At 71.6% G+C, this 19,983-nt stretch carries 21 protein-coding genes and 1 pseudogene; 12 read left to right on the forward strand and 10 right to left on the reverse strand.

Annotated features, from left to right (window positions below; all coding sequences use genetic code 11):
• Positions 1 to 173: 173 nt before the first annotated feature.
• Positions 174 to 854 (reverse strand): HSP18 transcriptional regulator, encoded by a 681-nt coding sequence (locus tag KDK95_RS04510; protein ID WP_212516714.1) that lies wholly within the window; start codon positions 852 to 854, stop codon positions 174 to 176.
• A gap of 126 nt (positions 855 to 980) precedes the next feature.
• Between KDK95_RS04510 and KDK95_RS04515 the strand changes: the two genes are divergently transcribed.
• Together KDK95_RS04515 and KDK95_RS04520 are read left to right on the forward strand one after the other, a co-directional pair.
• Positions 981 to 1,409, forward strand: a complete 429-nt coding sequence (locus tag KDK95_RS04515) for an STAS domain-containing protein (protein WP_212516715.1) — start codon at positions 981 to 983, stop codon at positions 1,407 to 1,409.
• Between the two features lie 52 nt (positions 1,410 to 1,461).
• Positions 1,462 to 2,037 (forward strand): hypothetical protein, encoded by a 576-nt coding sequence (locus KDK95_RS04520; RefSeq protein ID WP_212516716.1) that lies wholly within the window; start codon positions 1,462 to 1,464, stop codon positions 2,035 to 2,037.
• A 62-nt stretch (positions 2,038 to 2,099) separates the two neighbouring features.
• Here the strand turns inward: KDK95_RS04520 and KDK95_RS38095 are convergent, their stop codons facing one another.
• From KDK95_RS38095 to KDK95_RS04530, 3 genes and pseudogenes are all read right to left on the reverse strand, one after another.
• The gene (locus tag KDK95_RS38095; RefSeq protein ID WP_372463261.1) at positions 2,100 to 2,270 is read right to left on the reverse strand and encodes an STAS domain-containing protein; all 171 of its coding nucleotides are present in this window, start codon (positions 2,268 to 2,270) and stop codon (positions 2,100 to 2,102) included.
• A pseudogene (locus tag KDK95_RS38100) lies at positions 2,221 to 2,421 on the reverse strand (STAS domain-containing protein); the annotation flags it as partial. The pseudogene KDK95_RS38100 and the gene KDK95_RS38095, both read right to left, overlap by 50 nt.
• Before the next feature lie 52 nt (positions 2,422 to 2,473).
• On the reverse strand, positions 2,474 to 2,857 hold the full coding sequence (locus KDK95_RS04530) for an STAS domain-containing protein (RefSeq protein ID WP_212516718.1): 384 nt from the start codon (positions 2,855 to 2,857) through the stop codon (positions 2,474 to 2,476).
• A gap of 157 nt (positions 2,858 to 3,014) precedes the next feature.
• On the opposite strand from KDK95_RS04530, the gene KDK95_RS04535 reads away from it, so the two are divergent.
• Both KDK95_RS04535 and KDK95_RS04540 read left to right on the forward strand, forming a co-directional pair.
• Positions 3,015 to 3,326: a helix-turn-helix transcriptional regulator gene (locus KDK95_RS04535; RefSeq protein ID WP_212516719.1), complete on the forward strand. Its 312-nt coding sequence runs from the start codon at positions 3,015 to 3,017 to the stop codon at positions 3,324 to 3,326.
• Positions 3,327 to 3,335: 9 nt separating this feature from the next.
• Positions 3,336 to 4,124 carry an Fpg/Nei family DNA glycosylase gene (locus KDK95_RS04540; protein ID WP_212516720.1) on the forward strand — a complete coding sequence of 263 codons (789 nt, stop codon included), beginning with the start codon at positions 3,336 to 3,338 and terminating at the stop codon, positions 4,122 to 4,124.
• Positions 4,125 to 4,139: 15 nt separating this feature from the next.
• Here KDK95_RS04540 and KDK95_RS04545 read toward each other — a convergent pair whose 3' ends face one another.
• The gene (locus tag KDK95_RS04545) at positions 4,140 to 4,511 is read right to left on the reverse strand and encodes an STAS domain-containing protein (protein ID WP_212516721.1); all 372 of its coding nucleotides are present in this window, start codon (positions 4,509 to 4,511) and stop codon (positions 4,140 to 4,142) included.
• 261 nt (positions 4,512 to 4,772) lie between these two features.
• On the opposite strand from KDK95_RS04545, the gene KDK95_RS04550 reads away from it, so the two are divergent.
• The 5 genes from KDK95_RS04550 to KDK95_RS04570 all read left to right on the forward strand — a co-directional run bounded on the left by KDK95_RS04550 (position 4,773) and on the right by KDK95_RS04570 (position 11,818).
• On the forward strand, positions 4,773 to 5,753 hold the full coding sequence (locus KDK95_RS04550) for a helix-turn-helix domain-containing protein (protein ID WP_249160325.1): 981 nt from the start codon (positions 4,773 to 4,775) through the stop codon (positions 5,751 to 5,753).
• A 64-nt stretch (positions 5,754 to 5,817) separates the two neighbouring features.
• The gene (fdh, locus tag KDK95_RS04555; RefSeq protein ID WP_212516723.1) at positions 5,818 to 9,102 is read left to right on the forward strand and encodes a formate dehydrogenase; all 3,285 of its coding nucleotides are present in this window, start codon (positions 5,818 to 5,820) and stop codon (positions 9,100 to 9,102) included.
• A gap of 2 nt (positions 9,103 to 9,104) precedes the next feature.
• Complete coding sequence (locus KDK95_RS04560; protein WP_212516724.1) at positions 9,105 to 10,103, forward strand: 4Fe-4S dicluster domain-containing protein; 999 nt, start codon at positions 9,105 to 9,107, stop codon at positions 10,101 to 10,103.
• Positions 10,100 to 11,092, forward strand: a complete 993-nt coding sequence (gene nrfD / locus KDK95_RS04565; protein ID WP_212516725.1) for an NrfD/PsrC family molybdoenzyme membrane anchor subunit — start codon at positions 10,100 to 10,102, stop codon at positions 11,090 to 11,092. Before KDK95_RS04560 ends, nrfD begins: the two co-directional genes overlap by 4 nt.
• A gap of 384 nt (positions 11,093 to 11,476) precedes the next feature.
• Positions 11,477 to 11,818, forward strand: a complete 342-nt coding sequence (locus KDK95_RS04570; RefSeq protein WP_212516726.1) for a DUF3140 domain-containing protein — start codon at positions 11,477 to 11,479, stop codon at positions 11,816 to 11,818.
• Between the two features lie 75 nt (positions 11,819 to 11,893).
• Here the strand turns inward: KDK95_RS04570 and KDK95_RS04575 are convergent, their stop codons facing one another.
• Together KDK95_RS04575 and KDK95_RS04580 are read right to left on the reverse strand one after the other, a co-directional pair.
• Positions 11,894 to 13,507 carry a phytoene desaturase family protein gene (locus tag KDK95_RS04575; RefSeq protein WP_212516727.1) on the reverse strand — a complete coding sequence of 538 codons (1,614 nt, stop codon included), beginning with the start codon at positions 13,505 to 13,507 and terminating at the stop codon, positions 11,894 to 11,896.
• Positions 13,500 to 13,961: an SRPBCC family protein gene (locus KDK95_RS04580; RefSeq protein WP_212516728.1), complete on the reverse strand. Its 462-nt coding sequence runs from the start codon at positions 13,959 to 13,961 to the stop codon at positions 13,500 to 13,502. The genes KDK95_RS04575 and KDK95_RS04580 overlap by 8 nt, the downstream gene beginning before the upstream one ends.
• Before the next feature lie 232 nt (positions 13,962 to 14,193).
• On the opposite strand from KDK95_RS04580, the gene KDK95_RS04585 reads away from it, so the two are divergent.
• Positions 14,194 to 14,907, forward strand: a complete 714-nt coding sequence (locus KDK95_RS04585; RefSeq protein WP_212516729.1) for a GPR1/FUN34/YaaH family transporter — start codon at positions 14,194 to 14,196, stop codon at positions 14,905 to 14,907.
• 270 nt (positions 14,908 to 15,177) lie between these two features.
• Positions 15,178 to 16,809 carry a SigB/SigF/SigG family RNA polymerase sigma factor gene (locus KDK95_RS04590; RefSeq protein ID WP_212516730.1) on the forward strand — a complete coding sequence of 544 codons (1,632 nt, stop codon included), beginning with the start codon at positions 15,178 to 15,180 and terminating at the stop codon, positions 16,807 to 16,809.
• Positions 16,810 to 16,873: 64 nt separating this feature from the next.
• Here the strand turns inward: KDK95_RS04590 and KDK95_RS04595 are convergent, their stop codons facing one another.
• Positions 16,874 to 17,134 (reverse strand): hypothetical protein, encoded by a 261-nt coding sequence (locus KDK95_RS04595; RefSeq protein WP_212516731.1) that lies wholly within the window; start codon positions 17,132 to 17,134, stop codon positions 16,874 to 16,876.
• 207 nt (positions 17,135 to 17,341) lie between these two features.
• Here KDK95_RS04595 and KDK95_RS04600 point away from each other — a divergent pair, with 207 nt between their 5' ends.
• On the forward strand, positions 17,342 to 17,821 hold the full coding sequence (locus tag KDK95_RS04600) for an SRPBCC family protein (protein ID WP_212516732.1): 480 nt from the start codon (positions 17,342 to 17,344) through the stop codon (positions 17,819 to 17,821).
• A 138-nt stretch (positions 17,822 to 17,959) separates the two neighbouring features.
• Here KDK95_RS04600 and KDK95_RS04605 read toward each other — a convergent pair whose 3' ends face one another.
• Together KDK95_RS04605 and KDK95_RS04610 are read right to left on the reverse strand one after the other, a co-directional pair.
• Positions 17,960 to 18,817 carry a fumarylacetoacetate hydrolase family protein gene (locus tag KDK95_RS04605; protein WP_212516733.1) on the reverse strand — a complete coding sequence of 286 codons (858 nt, stop codon included), beginning with the start codon at positions 18,815 to 18,817 and terminating at the stop codon, positions 17,960 to 17,962.
• Positions 18,818 to 18,827: 10 nt separating this feature from the next.
• Positions 18,828 to 19,925 (reverse strand): DUF3500 domain-containing protein, encoded by a 1,098-nt coding sequence (locus KDK95_RS04610; protein ID WP_212516734.1) that lies wholly within the window; start codon positions 19,923 to 19,925, stop codon positions 18,828 to 18,830.
• Positions 19,926 to 19,983 lie beyond the last annotated feature (58 nt).

A 19,983-nucleotide genomic window follows, 5' to 3' on the forward strand; every position in this document is an offset into this window, starting at 1 on the left:
AGCTCGCGGAAGGGATCGGTGCGCATCAACATCGAAAGCCTCCTGGTGAGTCAGAACGGGCCGGACCCGGGCTGCCGGGCTCCGGTGTGCCTTCGCAGAACTTTCTAGCATGTCATCGTTTCGATGACAACTCTCTCTGTCGCCTGTTGGACGACGACATTGGACCGGCCGGGCTACCCGGCGCGGTTTCCGTCCCGCCGCTGGGCGCGGGCGTCGGCGCGGGCACTCTCCGCACCGTCCGAGATGGCGTCGATCCGCGCGGCCAGCTGCTCGTGCCCGTCGCCGAGGTGCGCGCGGGTGTCGAGCAGCGGCCCGAGCAGCGCCGCGGCGTCCGCGCCGCCGAGGGCCTCGAGCAGCGCCGCGACCGGCGCGTCCGCGCCGCGTGGCAGGCCGGTCAGGCCCCCGACCTGCGCGGCGAGCACACGCAGGTCCGCGGAGCGGTCCCGCGCGTACGCGTCCACGGCGCGTATCCCAGCGCGCCGGTCGCGCTCCGCGGAGACCCGCTGGTCGCCGGTCGTCGCGGCCTGATCGGCGGCCGGGCGCAGCCGCAGCGCGCGGCGCTCGGCCGCCTGCCGGCTGGCCACGCCGAGCGCGGGGGCGAGCTGCGCCCAGCTCGCACCGCTGGCCCGGGCCGCGTCGATCAGTTCCGGCTCCCAGCCGGCCAGCTGCTCGCGCATCTGCCGCAGCAGGGCCAGGGCCACCAGGAACTGGGCGGAATCCGGCTTCGCCGACGCGCCCGCCCGGGCGGTGTCGACGGCCGCCTCGATGCGCCGCAGGCCCGAGGCCGCCTCCGTTCTCCCGGAATCCCCGCCGGGTGCCGCCGCGCCCGGCTCCGGAACAGTCGATCGGACCATGACAGTCACCCTTTCGCCGACACTTGATTTTGTCATCGTTCAGACGACATGCTACAACGAGGACGCGAGGCCGCCCAAGGGTCTCCGGCCTCTCCGGACGAGCATCGTGTGACAGGAGGAGCTGACGTGGACACCACGCTCGAGATCACCAGCCACCGGGACCCCGACGGCCGCAGCGTGCTGACCTTGCGCGGCGAGGTCGACATCCGCACCGGCCCGCGCCTGCGCGCCGCCCTCGACGAGCAGATCGCCCGCGGCAGGCCGCTGGTGCTGGACGTCGCCGGGGCGGTCCTGATCGACGCGGCCGGGCTGCGCGTGCTGACCTCGGCCCAGCGCCGGGCCGCCGAGCTCGGCAGGCCGCCGATCACGCTGCGCGGGGTGCGCCCCCTGTTCGCCAAGACCCTCGACCTGACCGGCCTCGACCACCTCTTCCCGCGTGAACCCGCCCCCGCACCCGTGCTCGCCGGGACCGCACCGGGTGCGGGCCGTCCCCGGCAAGCCCCGCCCGCAGCCCGCCGCCCGCATCCGGCAGCCCGCGCCCTGGCCTCGGCCTAGGCGGGCACCGGACACCGGTTTCTCCATCCCGGCTCGCAAGAAGAGGAACGTCGTGACACCCGTGGAAGAGCTCGTCGAGCATGCCCGCACCATGGCGCGGCGGGCCCGGCATCCCGGAAGCGAGGGTTGGCGCCACGGATCGATCCACGACGTCGTGCTGGCCCACGGGCGGGTCTTCGAACCGGCGCCGCTTCCCGGGGACGTCTATCCGGCGCTGCCGGGCCACGCCTGCCAGGCCGCCGCGATCCTCGCCGATCGGCACGCGCTGACGTACGTCGAAGGCCTTGCCCTCCTGCCGGACTCGCGGACGGTGATCGAGCACGCCTGGTGCGCCACCTTCGGCGGACAGGTCGTCGACGCCGGTCTCAGCGGGTTGAGCGCCACGGCTTACCTGGGCGTCGCGTTCACCATGAAATTCCGCCGCAGCGCCCTGGCCCGCAGCGGCGGGACGCGGCCGATCCTCATCGGCGATCCGGCCGGCACCCCGGCCGGCCTGGAGATCCTCAAGCACGGCCTCGCGCCCGAGACCACCCTGGCCGTCGGCAAGCCGTACAGCGAATTCGGCACGGTGTCCGGCGGCGCGGGCGCGGGGGCCAAGACCCGCGACGGCCTGGCTTCGGCGGCCTGACAGGCCGTCGGCCGATCAAGAACCGGTCCCGCGCCTCGGCCTAGGCCTGACCTACGCCTGACCTACGCCTTGAGCGCGGCATCGACGTCCGCGAACACCTCGAAGAACTGCAGCAGGCCGGCGATCTCCAGCACACGCCCGACCGCCGGGGAGGGCGCGGCCAGTCGCAACGCCGTGCCCTTCGCGCGCGCGGGCCTGACCCGCCTCGACCAGCAGCCGCAGGCCGGAGGAATCGCAGAAGCCGACCTCGGACAGCTCTAGCACCGTGGTGCCCCGTCCGACGGCCGCGGACAGCAGCCCGCCCAGCCGCGCGCAGGAGGACAGGTCGATCTCCCCGGTCGCGGTGATCACAGTGGCGTCCGACCTGCCGCGGCACTCCCGCACCTGGAGGGGGGGCTCCCGCGCCCATCGCAGCTCCCTTGCTCGTGGGCGTCCCTCACCCGGGGACGGCCAGCAGCTGTCCGGCCCCGGCCAGCGTCAGGACGCGGGTGACGTGGAAGCTGCACGGGGCGAGGGTGAACGCCCGGCCCCGGGTGCGGGCGAAGGCCTTAGCGGCCATCAGCGCATGCGCCGTCGAGCAGTCGCAGAACTCCACGGCGCTCAGGTCCAGGCTCAGCCCCGCCGGCTCGGCTTCCACGGCTTCGCACAGCGCCCCGGCCAGGAGACCGGCACTGGTCATGTCGAACTCGCCGGACATTACGGCCCGGGCCGGCCCTCCTCGATGGCGCTCGATGAGCAGTGCCGCCCGTTCGCCGATCTTCCCGCGCACGGCTGGGGCGGCCGCGACCGCGCGAACCTCGGATACCTGCTGGGGGGACATGGCCTACCTGGGACCGTCGAGGGTTCAGCGCCGTTTTTCCGACGCGGTGACGCTGGTCCAGGAACCATCGTGAGCGCGCTCCCCAACCTACGTCAAGCGTTGCACGAAAAACATTTCGCGCATTGTGCTTCGCCTACCGCGAGCGCAGGATGGAGAGATGGACGCGACGACGCCGACCTGGACGTTCCTGACCAACCACGCCCGCATCCTCATCATGATCGCGCGGGACCCCGGCGTCCGCCTGCGCGACGTCGCCGCCGTCAGCGGGATCACGGAACGCACCGCCCAGGCCATCGTCGCCGACCTCGAGCACGCCGGATACCTCACCCGCACCCGCGACGGACGCCGCAACCACTACGCGATCGCCACCGGTACCCGCTTCCGCCACGCCGCCGAGGCCGACCACGAGATCGCCGGCCTGCTCGCCCTGATCAACGGCGACACCGAGCCACCCGCCCCCCGGGATTGAGCCGCCACCGTGCCCGAACTGCCCGATGTCGAAGGCTTCCGGAAGCTGCTCGAGTCCTGCGCGACCGGCCGTGTCATCCAAGGGGTCGAGGTACGCGACGCCGGTGTGCTGCACGGAGTCAGCGCGCGCGGCCTGAGCGGCGCGCTCGAGGGGCGACGGTTCGCCGCGCCGGAACGTCGCGGGAAGTGGCTGCTCGCGCGCACCGACGGCCCCACGCTCATGGTGCACTTCGGCATGACGGGCCTGCTCGTCTGCGCCGCGCCCGGGGATGAGCCGCACGCCCACGACCGCGTGCTGTTCACCCTGGACGACGGCCACCGGCTGCTCTACCGGGACCAACGCAAACTTCGAGGTCTCTGGCTCGCCGAGGACGAGAGCGAGGTCGCACGGCTGCTGGGGGACCAGGGCCCTGACGCGATGGCGGTCGGCCGCGACGAGTTCGAGCACGCGATCGGCGCCCGGCGCGGGCGCCTCAAGACCGCCCTGACCGACCAGACGATGATCGCCGGCCTCGGTAACCTGCTCGCCGATGAGATTCTCTGGCGCGCCGGACTCCGCCCGGACCGTTCGACGCACGACCTGACCCAGGCCGATCGCCGCCGCCTCTACACGCAGATGCACCGCACCGTCCGCTCCGCGATCGCCGCCGAGTGCGTCCCGCCGCGCGCGACCTGGCTCACCGGCCATCGTGACGAGAAGGTGCCCACCTGCCCTCGCTGCGGCACCCGCCTGTGCCGGACCCGGATGGCGGGACGGGGCACAGTGTGGTGCCCTCATTGCCAACCCGACGAGTCCTGAGCCGGTCGGCCGGGATCAGTCGCTCGTCGCGGGGGGCGCCGCGAGTCGAAGAGCGGCCGCGGCCGTGTCGTAGACCAGTAGCGCGGCTTGGCGGCTCGTCAACCGGAGTATCTCGGTGACGACGCCCTCCGGGTCGGCGACCAGGCGCAACTCGAAGCCCCCGCGGACGCGCGCATCAGCGAAGCCGAGGATCGACCGCGCCCCGGCCGCCGCCAGGGCCTTCAGATCGGAGAGGTCGAGGACGATCACCGTCGGGGGTGTCACGGCGCTCAGCGCTCTGTGCAGCGCCGCCACACCGTACTGGGCGACCGGCGCGTCGATCTCACCGGCCATCCGGACGTGTATCGACTCCTCGCTAGCCGTACGGGTCACCTCGATCTTGAGCACCGTGCCGTCCTTCACCCCGGGCGGATGGCGCGTGGCTTTCCGGGGACCGACCGCCGCGCTCGATCATGCGCCTGACCATTGGTTCCGCAAGGCTAGTGGGGGCAGGCCGCGCCGTCACGGCCCCGAGGGCGGAATTCTCGGATTGTGCGCTCAGCAGCGAAGCGGCTTCGTTCAGCGGACAGCGGGCGGGTAGGTTGGTTGATCGTGCCGTCGAGGCGTGCTCGGGCACTACCGTGCGGAGGTGGCAGGACCGTGGCCAGGATGGTCGACACCAGGGACATAGACGTCACGTGCCAGGCACTGTCGTCGATGTACGGTGTGCGGCGATTCGAGGCCTCGCCCGCTCGGCACCGGATGCGCATCGACCAGCAGCAGCTGGCACCGACCGCGGCGCTGCACGAGTTCGACTGCGTCATGCGCCTGGACGCGGAGGCCGGTCCGCTCGGGGCGTACTTCTTCGGCCAGATGCTGGCCGGGCGGATGACCTTCGATCGCAAGGGCGCCACCCGCGTCTACGGTCCCGGTGACGTCTTCCTCGCCGCTCAGCCCGACCGAGGCTACGACGCCAGGCTCGAAGACTCGCGGCATCGTTGGGCGGCTGTCGATCAGAGCCTTCTGCACGAGGTGGCCGACGCAGCGCCGGGCAGTCGGCAGCGCGCGATACAGATCACCGGCTTCGAGCCGACCTCCGCACAGGCCGCCGAGTTGTGGCGCACCACATTCGCGTACGTCTACGACACCTTCGCCGCCGGGACTCCGACGTCGCCGCTGCTCGCCCGCCAGGCTGCGCGCCTGCTCGCCGCGACGGCGCTGGAGGTCTTTCCCAGCACCGCCGCCCTCGAACCGACAGCCGCCGACCGGCGCGACGCGCACCCCGCCGCCGTGCGCAGAGCGATCCGGTTCATCGACGACAACGCGCACCTCGATATCGCCGTCGCGGACATCGCCGCCGCCGCGTTCGTGTCCATCCGCGCACTGCAGCTGGCATTCCGACGGCACCTGGACCTCACGCCGACGGCCTACCTCCGCCGGGTCCGGCTCGAACAGGCCCACCGCGCGCTGACCGCCGCCGACCCGGCCACGACGAAGGTCGCCGAGATCGCCGCGCGCTGGGGCTTCGTCAGCCACAGCCGCTTCTCGGCCCACTACCGGGACGTGTACGGCGTCACCCCCACAGCCACGCTGCGCTCGGCGGACCCGGCTCGCCGGTCTTCCGAGAAAAGCCTCGACCGGGACGTTTGACCGGGTTTCCTCCGGGCAACCGCCGCCGACTCACCGGGACGGCCGCGGGTACGTGGAGGTAGCGATGGACCTGTTCGATCTGGCGCGCCGGTGGCCGGCGTATCGGCAGCTGACCGGCGCGGACCGGCTGGGCCGGGGCGCGGCGGCGTTCTCCCGCCGCACCGAGGAGCTGACCGCGCGGACGGGCACGGCGGACCGCGTGGTCAAGTCGGTGTGCCCGTACTGCGCGGTCGGCTGCGGGCAGAACATCTACGTCAAGGACGAGAAGGTCGTCCAGATCGAAGGCGATCCGGATTCGCCGGTCAGCCGCGGCAGGCTGTGCCCCAAGGGTTCGGCCAGCCTGCAGCTGACCACCGGCTCGGCCCGGCTGCACCAGGTGCTGCACCGCAAGCCGTACGCCTCGGAGTGGGAGGCGCTGGACCTGGAGACGGCGATGGACATGGTCGCCGAGCGGGTCGTGCGCACCCGCCGCGAGACCTGGCAGCGCGAACTCGACGGCAAGCGCGTCAACCGCACGCTGGGAATCGCGAGCCTGGGCGGGGCGACGCTGGACAACGAGGAGAACTACCTGATCAAGAAGCTCTTCACCGGGCTCGGCGTCATCCAGGTGGAGAACCAGGCCCGGGTGTGCCACAGCGCCACGGTCTCCGGGCTCGGCACCTCGTTCGGCCGCGGCGGCGCGACGACGTTCCTGCAGGATCTGCAGAACTCCGACTGCATCGTGATTCAGGGGTCGAACTTCGCCGAGGCGCATCCGGTGGGCTTCCAGTGGGTGGTCGAGGCGAAGGCGCGCGGCGCGAAGGTCATCCACGTCGATCCGCGCTTCACCCGCACCAGCGCGCTGGCCGATCTGCACGTGCCGATCCGGGCCGGCAGCGATATCGCGTTCCTCGGCGGGATCATCAACCGCGTCCTGGCCGAGGGCAAGGACTTCCGCGAGTACGTCTTGCGCTACACCAACGCTTCCTTCCTGGTGAACGAGGACTTCCTGGACTCCGAGGATCTCGACGGGGTCTTCTCCGGCCTGAACGAGGAGGGCCGCAGCTACGACCCGGACAGCTGGCAGTACCAGGGAGCCGCGGTCAAGGAGGCGGGCGGCGAGCAGGAGGAGACGCAGGGCGATCACGACGGCGGATCCGCGGACGAGGGCGGCTCCGAACTGTCGGCGAGCGTCTCGCAGGCCGGGGGCTCCGAGGCGCACGGCTCGGGCGGGGCCTCCGCGCACCCGGACCCGGAGCGGGACGAGACGCTCCAGCACCCGCGCTGCGTGTACCAGATCCTCAAGCGGCACTTCTCCCGGTACACCCCCGAGATGGTGGAGCGGGTCTGCGGGGTGCCGCAGGACCTGTTCCGCCAGGTCTGCGACGCGCTGATCTCGAACTCCGGGCGCGAACGGACCAGCGCGTTCTGCTACGCGGTCGGCTGGACCCAGCACACCGTCGGCTCGCAGTACATCCGCACCGCGTCGATCCTGCAGCTGCTGCTTGGCAACATCGGGCGCCCGGGCGGCGGCATCATGGCCCTGCGCGGGCACGCGAGCATCCAGGGCTCCAGCGACATCCCGACGCTCTACAACCTGCTCCCCGGGTACCTGCCCATGCCGCACGCGCACCGGGAGGAGAACCTGGCGGGCTACGTCGAGGCGATCCGCGCCCGCAAGGGCTTCTGGGGCGAGGCGGGCTCCTACGCGGTGAGCCTGCTCAAGGCGTACTTCGGGGACGCCGCGCAGCCCGGCAACGACTTCTGCTTCGACCACCTGCCGCGGCTCACCGGCTCGCACAGCACCTACGACACGGTGATGGAGCAGCTCAAGGGCGTGTGCAAGGGCTACTTCCTGATGGGCGAGAACCCGGCCGTCGGATCGGCGAACACGCGGCTGCAGCGGCTCGGGATGGCGAAGCTCGACTGGCTGGTGGTGCGCGACTTCTCGCTGATCGAGTCGGCCACCTGGTGGAAGGACGGGCCGGAGATCGAGACCAGGGAGCTGCGCACGCAGGACATCGGCACGGAGGTCTTCTTCTTCCCGGCCGCGGCGCACACCGAGAAGTCCGGCTCGTTCACCAACACCAACCGGATGCTGCAGTGGCACCACGCGGCCGTGGAACCCGGCGGCGACGCGCGCAGCGACCTGTGGTTCATGTACCACCTCGGCCGGCGCATCCAGGAGAAGCTGGCCGGGTCGACGAACCCGGACGACCGTCCCGTCCTCGACCTGGCCTGGGACTACCCGGTCGAAGGAGAGCTGCGGGAGCCGTCCGCCGAGGCGGTGCTGGCCGAGATCAACGGCACCGGCGGACCGGACCGGGAGCCGTTGTCGGCGTACACGCAGCTGAAGGACGACGGATCGACCTCCTGCGGCTGCTGGATCTACTGCGGCGTGTACGCGGACGGGGTCAACCAGGCCGCCCGGCGCAAGCCGCACACCGAGCAGGACTGGGTCGCGTCGGAGTGGGCCTGGTCCTGGCCGGCCAATCGGCGGCTGCTCTACAACCGGGCCTCCGCCGATCCGGCGGGCCGGCCGTGGAGCGAGCGCAAGGCGTACGTGTGGTGGGACGCCGAGTCCTCCCGGTGGACGGGCCGCGACGTGCCCGACTTCCCGCCGGATCTCGCGCCCGGCGCGCGGCCCGAGGCCGGGGCGACCGGGCCGGCGGCGCTGCGCGGCGACGACCCGTTCATCATGCAGAGCGACGGCAAGGGCTGGCTGTACGCCCCGGCCGGCCTGGTGGACGGCCCGATGCCGGTGCACTACGAGCCGCAGGACTCCCCGTTCGACAACCCGCTCTACGGGCGCGGCCGCAATCCGGTGCGCCAGGTCTTTCCGCACGAGGGCAACCGCTACCACCCCAGCGGCCGCGAGCCCGGATCAGAGGTCTTCCCGTACGTGGTCACCACGTACCGGCTCACCGAGCATTTCACGGCGGGCGGGATGACCCGCTGGTCGCCGTACCTCGCGGAACTCCAGCCCGAGCTGTTCTGCGAGGTCTCCCCGGAACTCGCCGCCGAACGAGGACTGGAGCACCAGGGCTGGGCGACGCTGATCACCGCGCGCGGCGCGATCGAGGCCCGGGTCATGGTCACCGAGCGGATGGCGCCCCTGCGGGTGGACGGGCGCACCGTGCACCAGATCGGCCTGCCCTACCACTGGGGGCCGAACGGCTACGTGACCGGGGACGCGGCGAACGAGCTCTCGTCGATCTCCCTCGACCCCAACGTGCACATCCAAGAAGTCAAGGCGTTGACGGCCGACGTGCGGCCCGGGCGGCGGCCGCGTGGCCCCGCCCTGCCGCGCCTGCTGGCCGAGTACCGCGAGCGCGCCGGCATCACGGCGTCCACCGGAACGGAGGTCTGAGCATGGCACAGGACACCGACACCTCCGGCGCCGGGCGCCGGACCGGGACGCTGCGGCGGCTGCTGTCCGGCCCCGAGCCGGAGCCCGCCGAGGACGCCGGGCACACCGGCGCTCCCGCGCGCGTCGGGTTCTTCACGGACACCTCCGTCTGCATCGGCTGCAAGGCCTGCGAGGTCGCGTGCAAGGAGTGGAACGCGATCCCCGAGGACGGGATCGACCTGACCGGGATGTCCTACGACAACACGCAGTCCCTGGGCGCTTCCACCTGGCGGCACGTGGCCTTCATCGAGCAGAACGTGGTGGCCGCGTCGCTGCCTTCGGCGCAGGACCACAGCGACGTCGACGTGTTCGCCCTGGCCTCAGGAACGGAACCGGGGACGGTCGGGGCGACCGAGCCCGGTGACGGCGCGGAGCGCGACGGCGTGCGCTGGCTGATGTCCTCCGACGTGTGCAAGCACTGCACCCACGCCGCGTGCCTGGACGTCTGCCCGACCGGGGCGCTGGTGCGCACCGAGTACGGCACGGTCGTCGTGCAGCAGGACGTGTGCAACGGATGCGGCTACTGCGTCCCGGCGTGCCCGTACGGCGTCATCGACCAGCGTAAGGACGACGGCCGGGTCTTCAAGTGCACCATGTGCTACGACCGGCTCGGCGACGGGCTCGAGCCGGCCTGCGCGAAGGCCTGCCCGACGGAATCGATCCAGTTCGGTCCGCTGGAGGAGCTGCGCGAGCGGGCCGCGGAGCGCGTCGAGCAACTCCACCGGCGCGGAGTGACCTCGGCGCGGTTGTACGGCCACGAGCCCGACGACGGAGTCGGCGGCGACGGCGCCTTCTTCCTCCTGCTCGACGAGCCAGAGGTCTACGGTCTGCCGCCGGACCCTGTGGTGACCACGCGGGATCTCCCGGAGATGTGGCGCCACGCGGCGTACGCGGCACTGGGCCTGGTCGGCGCGGCAGCCGCGGTGTTCCTGCCGCTGCCCGGAAGGAGGAGCGGACGATGACGGAGACCGGAAACGGCCGCGTCGGCACCGGCCGGCGGCGGCGCGGCGCACGCGGCGAGCGATTGATGGTCGAGCGCGCCGAGTTCACCTCGTACTACGGCCGCCCGATCCTGAAGGAGCCGACCTGGTCGTCGGTGGACATCGCGGGCTACTTCTTCCTCGGCGGACTGGCCGGCGCCGGCTCGGTGCTCGCGGCCGGCGCGCAGCTGACCGGCCGGCCTGCGACGGCCCGGGCGCTCAAAACGTCCTCGGCGCTCGCGATCGCCGGATCGGCCGCGGCCCTCGTGCACGACCTGGGGCGGCCCGGGCGGTTCGCGAACATGCTGCGCGTGATCAAGCCGACCTCCCCCATGAGCGTCGGCTCCTGGCTGCTTGCCGGGTACGGGCCCGCCGCCGCCGGAGCGTGCGCGTCCGCGCTCACCGGCCGGCTGCCCCGGCTCGGGACACTGGCCACCGTCGGGGCCGCCACCCTCGGTCCCGCCGTGGCGACGTACACCGCCGTTCTGGCCGCCGACACGGCGACCCCGGCCTGGCACGACGCCCATCGGCACCTGCCGTTCGTCTTCGCAGCCTCGGCGACCTGCGCCGCCTCTGGAATGGCGCTCGTCGCGTCCCCGGTCCACGAGGCCGGGCCGGCCCGCCGGGCAGCCGTGGCAGCGTGCGCGGCGGATTTGGCCGCGACCGAGATGATGACCAAACAGCTCGGGCTGGTCGGTGAGACGTACGAGCAGGGCAAAGCCGGGCGGCTCATGCACACGGCCCGCATCCTGACCACGGCCGGCGCCCTCGGCGCGGCGCTGCTCGGCGGCCGCAGCCGTACCGCCGCGGTGCTCGGCGGCGCGGCCCTGCTCGCCGGCTCGGCGCTCACCAGGTTCGGCGTGTTCGAGGCCGGAGTCGCCTCGGCCAGAGACCCGAAGTACACGGTCGTTCCCCAGCGCAGCCGCATGGCCAGCCGCTCCGAGGAAACCGATCCGGCGGCATCGGCGTGAACGGCCACATCCCCGTGGCGCGCCGAACCGACTATTGAGGAGCCGGCGATGCGCGAATCCTTCCACCAGCAACTCGGCGACTGCGGCCGCGACGTGTCGACGATGGCGACCCTGGCTGCATATGCCCTGCGCTGCGCGACGCTCGCGCTACTCGAAGCCGATCTCGACCGGTCAGTCGAGGCTGTCGGATTCCGCGATGCCCATCGCCTCGACAACCGCCTGACGATGCGTCATGGGACCACCCGCCATCCGGTGGCGGGCAGTCCGGTTACCCGATCGGCGAGCGCCAAACCCGGCGGCACACCTCGGGCGCGGGCGCGAATACGCGTCGCCCGACCGGGTAGCCCGGGACGCATCCCGAGCCGACGATCCCGAGGGGCGAACATGAGCCACGCGATAGTTTCCGACGAGCTCTGGCAGGACTTCCACGCCGTCGTCAACATGACGTCGCGGGAACTCGAGGACTGGCTGCGCACCGAGGACGCGCACGAGGCCACGGAGCCGTTGCCGGACCAGGCCGGCGGTCACGGACGCGGCCACGACGTCCTGCGCATCCTCGGCAAACGGCGCACCGACCTGGACCGCCACGACGAGACCGTGATGCGCGAGGTCGTGGAGACGGTGTCCGCGCAACGCGACGAGCAGTACACGACCAAGCCCGGCGACACCGTCTGGCGGCACCGGCTCATGTGCCTGGGGCACGACCCGCTCAAGCCCGTCGGCTGAAAACCGGACCGCTGGAAGAGGAAATCAGCTGACAGACGGGCCGGGCGCTTATCCGGAACCCTCCGCCCCTCCGCCTCACCCGGCCAGGCTTCGTTGCGCCGCGGTCCATCCCGCGGCGATCAGGCCGCCGAGGCGGCGTCCGTGCAGGGCGGCGCGGGCGGCGTTGGCACCGCAGGCGCCGTGGACGCCGCCGCCGGGGTGCGCCGAGGACGAGGCCAGGTAGAGGCCGTTGACCGGTGTCTCGGGTCGGGCGGTGCCGGGGGTCGGGCGCAGGAAGAGCTGCTGGTGCGGCGAGGCGGTGCCGCCGCCCAGCGCGCCGGCCGAGAGGTTGGCGTTGAGGGCCTCGAATCGGGGCGGGGTGAGGATCCGCCTCGCGACGATCAGGTCGCCGAATCCCGGGGCGAAACGCTCGACCTGCTGCTGCATCCGCTCGGCCATGGCCTCGGCCTCGCGCTCGCCCCAGCGACCGCTCAGCCCGTCCGGCCCGAGGTCTTCCGTGATCCGCCGCGGCACGTGGGTGTACATCCAGGCGGACTCGGTGCCCGCGGGCGAGCGGGTGGGATCGGCCGTGGTCATCTGCCCGAGCAGCCCGAAGGGGCGGGCCGGGACGCGGCCGGTGACGACGTGGTGGGCGAAGTCGCTCAGCTCCTGCATGTCGGCCGCCAGGTGCACGGTCCCGGCCCGGTGCGCCGGCGCGGCGGTCCACGGGATGGGGCCGGAGAGGGCCCAGTCGACCTTGACGGTCGCGAAGTCCCACTCGAAGCGGGTCATGTCCGCGCGCATCCGGGCGGGCAGGTGCTCCCAGCCGACCAGGTGGCCGTAGAGCAGGGGCGCCGAGACGTCGGCGATCACCGCGTACCGCGCGGGCACGCCGCGGCCGTCCGCGGTCCGCACGGCCACCGCCCGCCGTCCGCGCACGACGACCTCGGCGACCGGGGCGCCGCAGTGGACGACGCCGCCGTGCGAGGTGAGCCGGTCGACGAGCGCGTTGGTGAGCGAGGCCGCGCCGCCGACCGGGACCGGCCAGCCGACCTGCTGGCCGAGCATCGCCAGCAGCCAGCCGTACATGCCACTGCCCGGGGACTCCGGCTGGAGATCGGCGTGCAGGGCGCAGCCGGCCAGCAGCAGCCCGGGACCCGGGTCGGTGAACTCCTCCTGCGCCAGGCGCGCGACCGGCAGCGCGGCGAATCGGGCCGCCCGCAGCGCACCCGACACGCGCAGCCGGGCGGCCAGGCTCAGCCCGGCGCGCACCGGCGGGAACGGCGCGAAGAGGGATTCGACCAGACGCGGCTGCAACGTCCGCCAGAGCTCGGTCAGCCCCTGCCACGCCGCACCGTCCGCGGGGCCGAACATCGCCTCGATGCCGGCGGGCCCCTCGGCCATCCCGCGCTCGAGCACGGCGCAGCGTCCGTCCGCCATCGGATGGGCGAGCACCGCCGGGGCGTGGCTCCAGGACAGCCCGTGCTCTTCCAGGGACAGCGACCGGATCGCGGGCGAAGCGGCGGCGAGCGGATAGAACGAGCTGCACTCGTCGGTGACGTAGTCCGGGTGCACGCTGCGGTCACTGTGGACGGCGCCCCCGGGGTGCTCGTTCGCTTCCAGCACCTCGACGCTCCAGCCCGCGTCCACCAGGAGGTTCGCGGCGACGAGCCCGTTGGGGCCGGCGCCGATCACGACCGCGTCAGCCATGCTCACCGCCCCCGGACGCCGCGTGCTCGCGCTCGGGGGCGGGCGGTGCTTCTTCGACGGCGGACGCCAGCCGGGCCAGCAGGAGGCGGTGGCGCAGGTGCAGGACGAACTCGAACGGGGCGATGTGGAGGGAAGCGGCCGGACCGCGCAGCGGGTGCTCGTCGACGATCACGAGGGTGTCGCGGCCCCAGCGCGTGAGCCGGATCGCGATCCGCGCGCTGCCGGCCTTCCCGAGGATCGCCTCGAGTTCGAGCCGGGTGGGCGGCTCGCAGACTCGCACGACCGTACGGCCGGGAAGCGTCAGCCGTCCGACGCCGACCCGGTACGCGAGCGCGGAGCCGACCTGCGGCCACTGCCCGAGGCGGCCGGTGCTCTCCACCGTCCCCGGCACCCAGGTCCGGTAGCGCTCGGGGTCGCTCAGCAGCGCCCAGACCGTCTCGACCGGTCGATTCACGAGCCTGTGCCTGATCGCCATGGCGCCGCGGGCCTTCCCTCGGAGAACTGGGAGGGCGCCGGTACCCCGGTCGGCGGGCGGGAAACGACTTCGGAGACGCCGGAGAGATCGGAGGCGCGGGAGAGCCGGAGACGGCGGAGACCGGCGTTCGCCGGACGCATGTCCGCGGCGGACCCGGGTACACCCGCCGCTCGACACTGAGGTGGGCACGGTGATCGGAGGGCAGAAGGATATGAACGAGGCCGCAGACACCGACGCGCACGGCTCCGCCGTGCTCGACCGCGAGCCGCGGGCTGCGAGCGTCGTCGTGCGCGCTTACGCCAACCCGCTGCCGCTCGGGTTCTTCTCGTTCGGAATCGGCATGGCCCTGCTGGCGTGCCTCGCCCTGGGCGTGATCACGGGAAGCGAGCAGGTGCGGGCCACGGGCGTCCTGCTGGCGGCGTTCGTGTGCCCACTCGAGATTCTCGCCGCGGTCGTCGCGTTCCTGGTCCGCGACACCGGCGCGGCCAGTGCGCTGGGACTGTTCTCCACCTCCTGGGGGGCCCTGGGCGTGCTCTACATCCTCTCCCCCGACCAGCAGACGAGCAGGACCATCGGCGTCTACCTGTGCGCGTTCGCGCTGATGCTGGTGCCGCTGACCGCGGTCGCCTTCCTTGGCAAGAGACTGCTCGGGCTCGTCCTGTCCGTCTCGATAGCGCGAGGCGCCTTCGCCGCCGCCTACCAGCTCGGTGCCCCCCACGCGCTCCAGACGGCCGACGCGGTGACCGCCCTGCTCCTCGTCGGCCTCGCCGTGTACTCGGGCACCGCGTTCCTGATCGAGGACGTACGGCAGCGCACCAAGCTTCCCATCATGCGGCACGGCGACGCCCGCGGCGCCATCGAGGACGACCTGGCCGCCCAGCAGGCCAGGCTCCCGCGAGAGCCGGGTGTTCGCCGCCAGCTCTGACAGCGCGGGCCTCCGCCTCGGCGTTTGCCGACCCGAATGGCGCAGTTTGGCCGGGGGCAGGCCATCGGAGTGACTGTCATCACAGAGCCCGATGGCCTGGTGTTTCGAGAGGTCAGGGAGGTGCTTTCGTTTTCCGCTCAAGAAAGTTCGTTTTGCGATGAAGGCCTTTCGCCGCGATCGGGCACACGAGATGGACCGGCTGCGAGTCTTCGCGTTCTTCGGCGACGCCGGCGCAGCCAATAAACCTTCACGAGCGGCGGGTGACACGGTATGAAGTGGTCGGCCCTTTCCTCAACGGCGCACGTCGCCGTGGGCGGCCAGGGCGCGGTCCCTGTCATCCACCTGGCAGGCGAACTCGACGCCCGCTGCGCACACGGCGTCCTCGACATGATGGCGCAAGCCCGGCGCGCCGGCGGCGATCGGCTGGTCGTCGAGGCCAGCCGAGTCACCTACTGCACGATCGCCTCGGCACGCGCGCTCTACGAGGCGCAGACGAATCTGCGCGCGTGCGGTGTCCGCCTGGAGTTACGCGCCCCGCACAGCGCCATGCGGCAGGTGCTCGAGTCGACCGGCCTGTCGCTGTGCGACGAACGCGAACGTCCGCCGACCCCGCCTCAGGCACACGTGGAGGAGCTGACCGAGGCGCTCGACGCTGCCACGTCGATCGCAGGTACGCGCATGGGCATGGCCCAACTCCTCGATCGGGACGCACAGGCGCTGCGGCTGGTCGCTCACGTCGGCCTCGGCGCGCGGTTCACCGCGTTCTTCGAAACCGCCGGGTACGGCGAGACCGGCGCCGGCGACGTTCAACTGACGCGACCGGTCTTCAGCGAGGACGTGACCGCCGACGAGCGCTACGGCGGCTCCCCGGAACTCGCTGCCATGCTCGAAGCCGGCATCGGATCCTGCGCTTCGGCGCCGGTCACCACGTCCACCGGCCAACTCCTCGGCGTCGTCACCGCCTACCGACCCGAAGCCGGTACGTGGAGCACGGCGCAACGTGAAGGACTGCTGCGCCTCCGTGTCCAGCAGGAGTCCGACGATCCCGGTGCGCCGTCGGCCCGCGCTCCCGGCGCCGCCGCGACCTCTCCCGGGTCTCCCGGGCGGGAGAGGGAGCGCGAGGAGACGATGCGGCTGCTGCGGCGCCTCGCGGCACTGCCCGATTCCGATCCGGAAAGGGCGCGGCTGCGCACCCAGGTCATCGAAGATCACATGAACTACGCCCGGCATCTGGCGCGCCGCTACGTCCGGGCGCATCACGCCGCGGGTGAGGACTTCGAGCAGGTCGCCTATCTCGGGCTGGTCAAAGCCGTCGACAACTTCGACCCGGAATACGGCACCGGGTTCCTCGGCTACGCCACGCCGATGATCCTCGGCGAGATCAAGCGCCATTTCCGGGACGGCACCTGGGCGGTGCACGTCCCACGCCACCTGCAGGAACTGACCGCGGCTATGTACAAGGCCAAGGACGCGCTGCGCACCGAACTCGGACGCGAACCGACTGTGCGCGAACTCGCCGCCCGGCTCGACGTCGGCGAGGACGACGTCGTCCAGGCCCTCGATGCCGCGGACGCCTACCGCACCGCCTCACTGGACCGGCCCGTGGGGGAAGGCGAGGGATCCGCGAGCCTCGGCGAACTGCTCGGCTCTGAGGACCCCGGCTTCGAACACGCCGTCAACCACGAGGTCCTGCGCGGGCTGATGGCCGAACTGTCGGAACGCGACAAGAAGATCCTGCTCATGCGGTACTTCCGCGGCATGACGCAGCATGAGATCGGCGCCGTGATCGGCACCTCGCAGATGCAGGTCTCCCGCCTGCTCACGAAGATCATCGCAAGGCTGCGCGACGGCTTCTTCCCCGACGATGACGAGGCCGAGTCGACCGCCGACGCAGGCCGCTGAGCACCCGTGTCCGCTTCGGCGCAGCAGCGATCAGATCGGCGGCTCCGCGACGTGCGCACGCCGCTCACTCATCGACGTCATGCAAGCGCCGGTAGTGGCCCTCGGCCAACTCGTCGCACAAGATGCACTGGGGCGCCGCCCTCGACGCCGGGGCGTCCCCCTTCTTGACCCGCTTGCCGCAGATGCATTGGGCGTCGTGCGGTGCCACCGGCTGCGTCTCGAACGCCGGGTAACACAGGAAGCAGATGATGTGGCGCAGTCCGTCGTCGGCGGAGTCGCTCCGCGACCGCGACCGGTCGGGCTTCGTCCCCTGCTGCTCGCTCACCTTCAGCGTCAACACCCCCTGACGTGCGTACGGCGTGTCCTGTCGGTCTTTGCGGGTTACCGCCTGGACCGTCGGTCAAACTCGTTCCGCTCGCCGGGGCCGACCGTCCCGCGTGTCCGGCGATCGGGGAGTTTGCCGCGCGGATCGGCGGGCACCCGCAGGCCGTCAACGCCCGTAGCGGATCATCGCTCGAGAGGAAGACACCTGATGACTGACGTGACCGAATCCGTCGACGTGAACGTGCCCGTCAACACCGCGTACAACCAGTGGACGCAGTTCGAGTCCTTCCCGCAGTTCATGGACGGGGTCGAATCCGTCCGGCAGCTCGACGACCGGCACACCCACTGGGTGACCGAGGTCGCCGGCGTGCGCCGGGAGTTCGACGCCGAGATCACCGAGCAGCACCCGGACGAGCGCATCGCTTGGAAGAGCGTGAGCGGGGACACCAAGCACGCCGGAGTCGTGACGTTCCACCGGCTCAACGACTCCCAGACCAAGGTGACGGTGCAGCTGTCCTGGGAGCCGGAAGGCGTGAAGGAGAAGGTCGGCAGCGCCCTGCACGTGGATAACCGGCAGGTGAAGGCCGACACGGCGCGGTTCAAGCGGTTCATCGAGCAGCGCGGCACCGAGACCGGCGCCTACCGCGGCGAGCACCCCGCGCCCCGGCCGGGCGGCTTCGGCGTCTGACCGCCTTACAGCCTGAAGGGGCGCCGGATTCGAACCGATGTCGAGTCCGGCGCTCCGGCGTCTGCTGATCCTGGATAAGGCCGGGTCCGGGCCTTATCCGGGATCAGCGGCATCGAGCCCCCGAAGTCCTCACAGTCCTCACACGGCGGCGGTCACGGGCTTGCCCGCTTCATCCCACTTCCGGTGCAGGGGGTCGGCGACATCGATGACCAGCTCGCCGATCCGCTCGACCGACAGCACGACGTGATCGCCGTCCTGCACCGGCCCCATGCCGATGTGGTAGGTGCCGGTGGCGATGACGTCCCCCGGGGCTACGCCGGCGACGGATGAGGCCACTTCGACGAGCCGGTCGATCCGGTTCGCCATCTGCCCGGTCGAGAAGCGCTGCCGCCGCACGCCGTTCACCGACAGTTCGACCACGAGGTCGTGCGGGTCCGGGATCTCGTCGGCGGTCACCAGGAACGGGCCCATCGGCCCGAATTCGGCGGGCGACTTCTTGAAGTAGTAGGTGTCTCCGACGTCGCGCGCCGAGAGGTCGAGGAAGCCGGTGTAGCCGAAGACGTGGCTCATCGCCTCCGCGGCGGGAATGTTCCGGCCGCCCCGGCCGATCACGGCCGCGAGCTCCGCCTCGTGGTGGAACACCCGGGCGGCGATCGGCGGCAGGGTCACCGTCGTTCCGGTCGGGACGATGGACAGCGGCGACTTCAGGAAGAAGTCGGCCTCCACGCCCTGCCGGTCGTCGGCGTAGTTCTTGACCGCGCACAGCAGTTGCCGCGGCGACGGGACGGGGGCCTCGAGCGTGACGCCGGCCAGCGGGGGCGAGGATTCACCGGGCAACGCGGCCAACTGCGTTCTCACCTCCTCGTAGCAGGAGATCAGGGCCACCAGGCGGTCCTGCGGCGTCGTCGTCGCGGGAACCAGGGATTCCGGTACCTCGGTCACGCCGCGGTCGTCGACCACGCCGAGCCGGCCGCCGTCGAAAAAGCAGAAGATCATTGCAAAGTCCTTAGTCGTGTACGAAGGTCGGCCGCGCGTGCAGCTCCGGATCCGACGAGGTCAGCCGGGTCTTGAGGTGATGCCCCGTCAGCCGCTCCCTCTCGTAGTGTTCGAGCAGCAGCTCGTGGCCGAAGTCGTTGCGGTATTCCCGCCACATCGAGTGGATGTGGTTGCCGTCGTCGATCGCGTTGTCGAACTCGAACAGCAGCCGCTCGCTCTGGATGCGGTAGTAGTGCGAGGTGCCCGGCAGCGTCCCCCCGGCCCAGCAGAAGAAGATGTTCTCCGCGCCCTCCTCGCGCAGCCGCGCGAGCTGCTTGTCCGCGACGACCTCCGGCATCCGGTTCAGATGGCTCGACGCGAGCGACCAGAACGCGTCCGCCTGCTCGGGCTTCATCTGCGAGACGGCCACGCCGCGGGGATTGTCCTTCTCGAACTTCAGCGCCTCCCGGTCCTCGTCGGAGATCACGTAGGACGGGATGCCCAGGTCCCAGTAGTCCGGGTACTCCACCTTGCCGATGAGCGGCACCTGCCGGGTGACGAAGTCGGCGGGGGCCACGTCGTGGATGATCGCTCTGGTCCGCTGCTCCGGCGAGAGCGCGTCCAGCAGCCGGAACCCGAGCCGGTCGTCTTCCCGGAGCGGGGCGATGACGCCGGCCGCGAGCGGCTGGCTGCCCATGTTGCACGGGGTCACCGACAGGAATCGCTGATCCACGATCGTGTAGTTCAGCGAGAGGTGATGCCCGACGACCCGCCACCCCCAGGTCTCCTCATGGCTGGGCCGGCCGAAGAAGGAGAAGAAGTACAGATCCGGATTGCGCATGTCCGCGGCCGCCACGCCGAAGCGGGCCGCCCCGGTCTCGCGCAGGACGTTCTCCATGGCCATGATCGACAGCGCCATGGTGTATCCGCGCATGCTGAGACCGCTGCTCAGCAGGGTGTGGGCCAGGGCGCGCTGGTGGCCGTCCATCGCGGACAGCGGCAGCCCGGCGCGGTCCGGCTTCGGCACGAAATCCCAGTCCCGCCGGTCCGCCGCGTCCAGCGGGAACCACGAACGCGCGCGCTGCTCCACGGTCATGCAGCTCAGCAGGGCACTGGTGTTCACCAGCATCCGCCGAATCACCTCAGGCGCTTCATATACCTCAGACATAGCCTTCCCAACCCACTCG

It is taken from the genome of Actinospica acidithermotolerans (assembly GCF_018139625.1).
GTDB lineage: Bacteria > Actinomycetota > Actinomycetes > Streptomycetales > Catenulisporaceae > Actinospica > Actinospica acidithermotolerans.

Bases quoted from the DNA above. Each gene is read 5' to 3' on its own strand.
- KDK95_RS04575 (WP_212516727.1), bottom strand. From the start codon at position 13,507: ATGGCTGACGCGGTCGTGATCGGCGCCGGCCCCAACGGGCTCGTCGCC.
- KDK95_RS04570 (WP_212516726.1), top strand. From the start codon at position 11,477: ATGAGCCACGCGATAGTTTCCGACGAGCTCTGGCAGGACTTCCACGCC.
- KDK95_RS04560 (WP_212516724.1), top strand. From the start codon at position 9,105: ATGGCACAGGACACCGACACCTCCGGCGCCGGGCGCCGGACCGGGACG.
- KDK95_RS04535 (WP_212516719.1), top strand. From the start codon at position 3,015: ATGGACGCGACGACGCCGACCTGGACGTTCCTGACCAACCACGCCCGC.
- KDK95_RS04510 (WP_212516714.1), bottom strand. From the start codon at position 854: ATGGTCCGATCGACTGTTCCGGAGCCGGGCGCGGCGGCACCCGGCGGG.
- KDK95_RS04585 (WP_212516729.1), top strand. From the start codon at position 14,194: ATGAACGAGGCCGCAGACACCGACGCGCACGGCTCCGCCGTGCTCGAC.
- KDK95_RS04600 (WP_212516732.1), top strand. From the start codon at position 17,342: ATGACTGACGTGACCGAATCCGTCGACGTGAACGTGCCCGTCAACACC.
- KDK95_RS04550 (WP_249160325.1), top strand. From the start codon at position 4,773: ATGGTCGACACCAGGGACATAGACGTCACGTGCCAGGCACTGTCGTCG.
- nrfD (WP_212516725.1), top strand. From the start codon at position 10,100: ATGACGGAGACCGGAAACGGCCGCGTCGGCACCGGCCGGCGGCGGCGC.
- KDK95_RS04610 (WP_212516734.1), bottom strand. From the start codon at position 19,925: ATGCTGGTGAACACCAGTGCCCTGCTGAGCTGCATGACCGTGGAGCAG.
- KDK95_RS04590 (WP_212516730.1), top strand. From the start codon at position 15,178: ATGAAGTGGTCGGCCCTTTCCTCAACGGCGCACGTCGCCGTGGGCGGC.
- KDK95_RS04605 (WP_212516733.1), bottom strand. From the start codon at position 18,817: ATGATCTTCTGCTTTTTCGACGGCGGCCGGCTCGGCGTGGTCGACGAC.
- fdh (WP_212516723.1), top strand. From the start codon at position 5,818: ATGGACCTGTTCGATCTGGCGCGCCGGTGGCCGGCGTATCGGCAGCTG.
- KDK95_RS04530 (WP_212516718.1), bottom strand. From the start codon at position 2,857: ATGTCCCCCCAGCAGGTATCCGAGGTTCGCGCGGTCGCGGCCGCCCCA.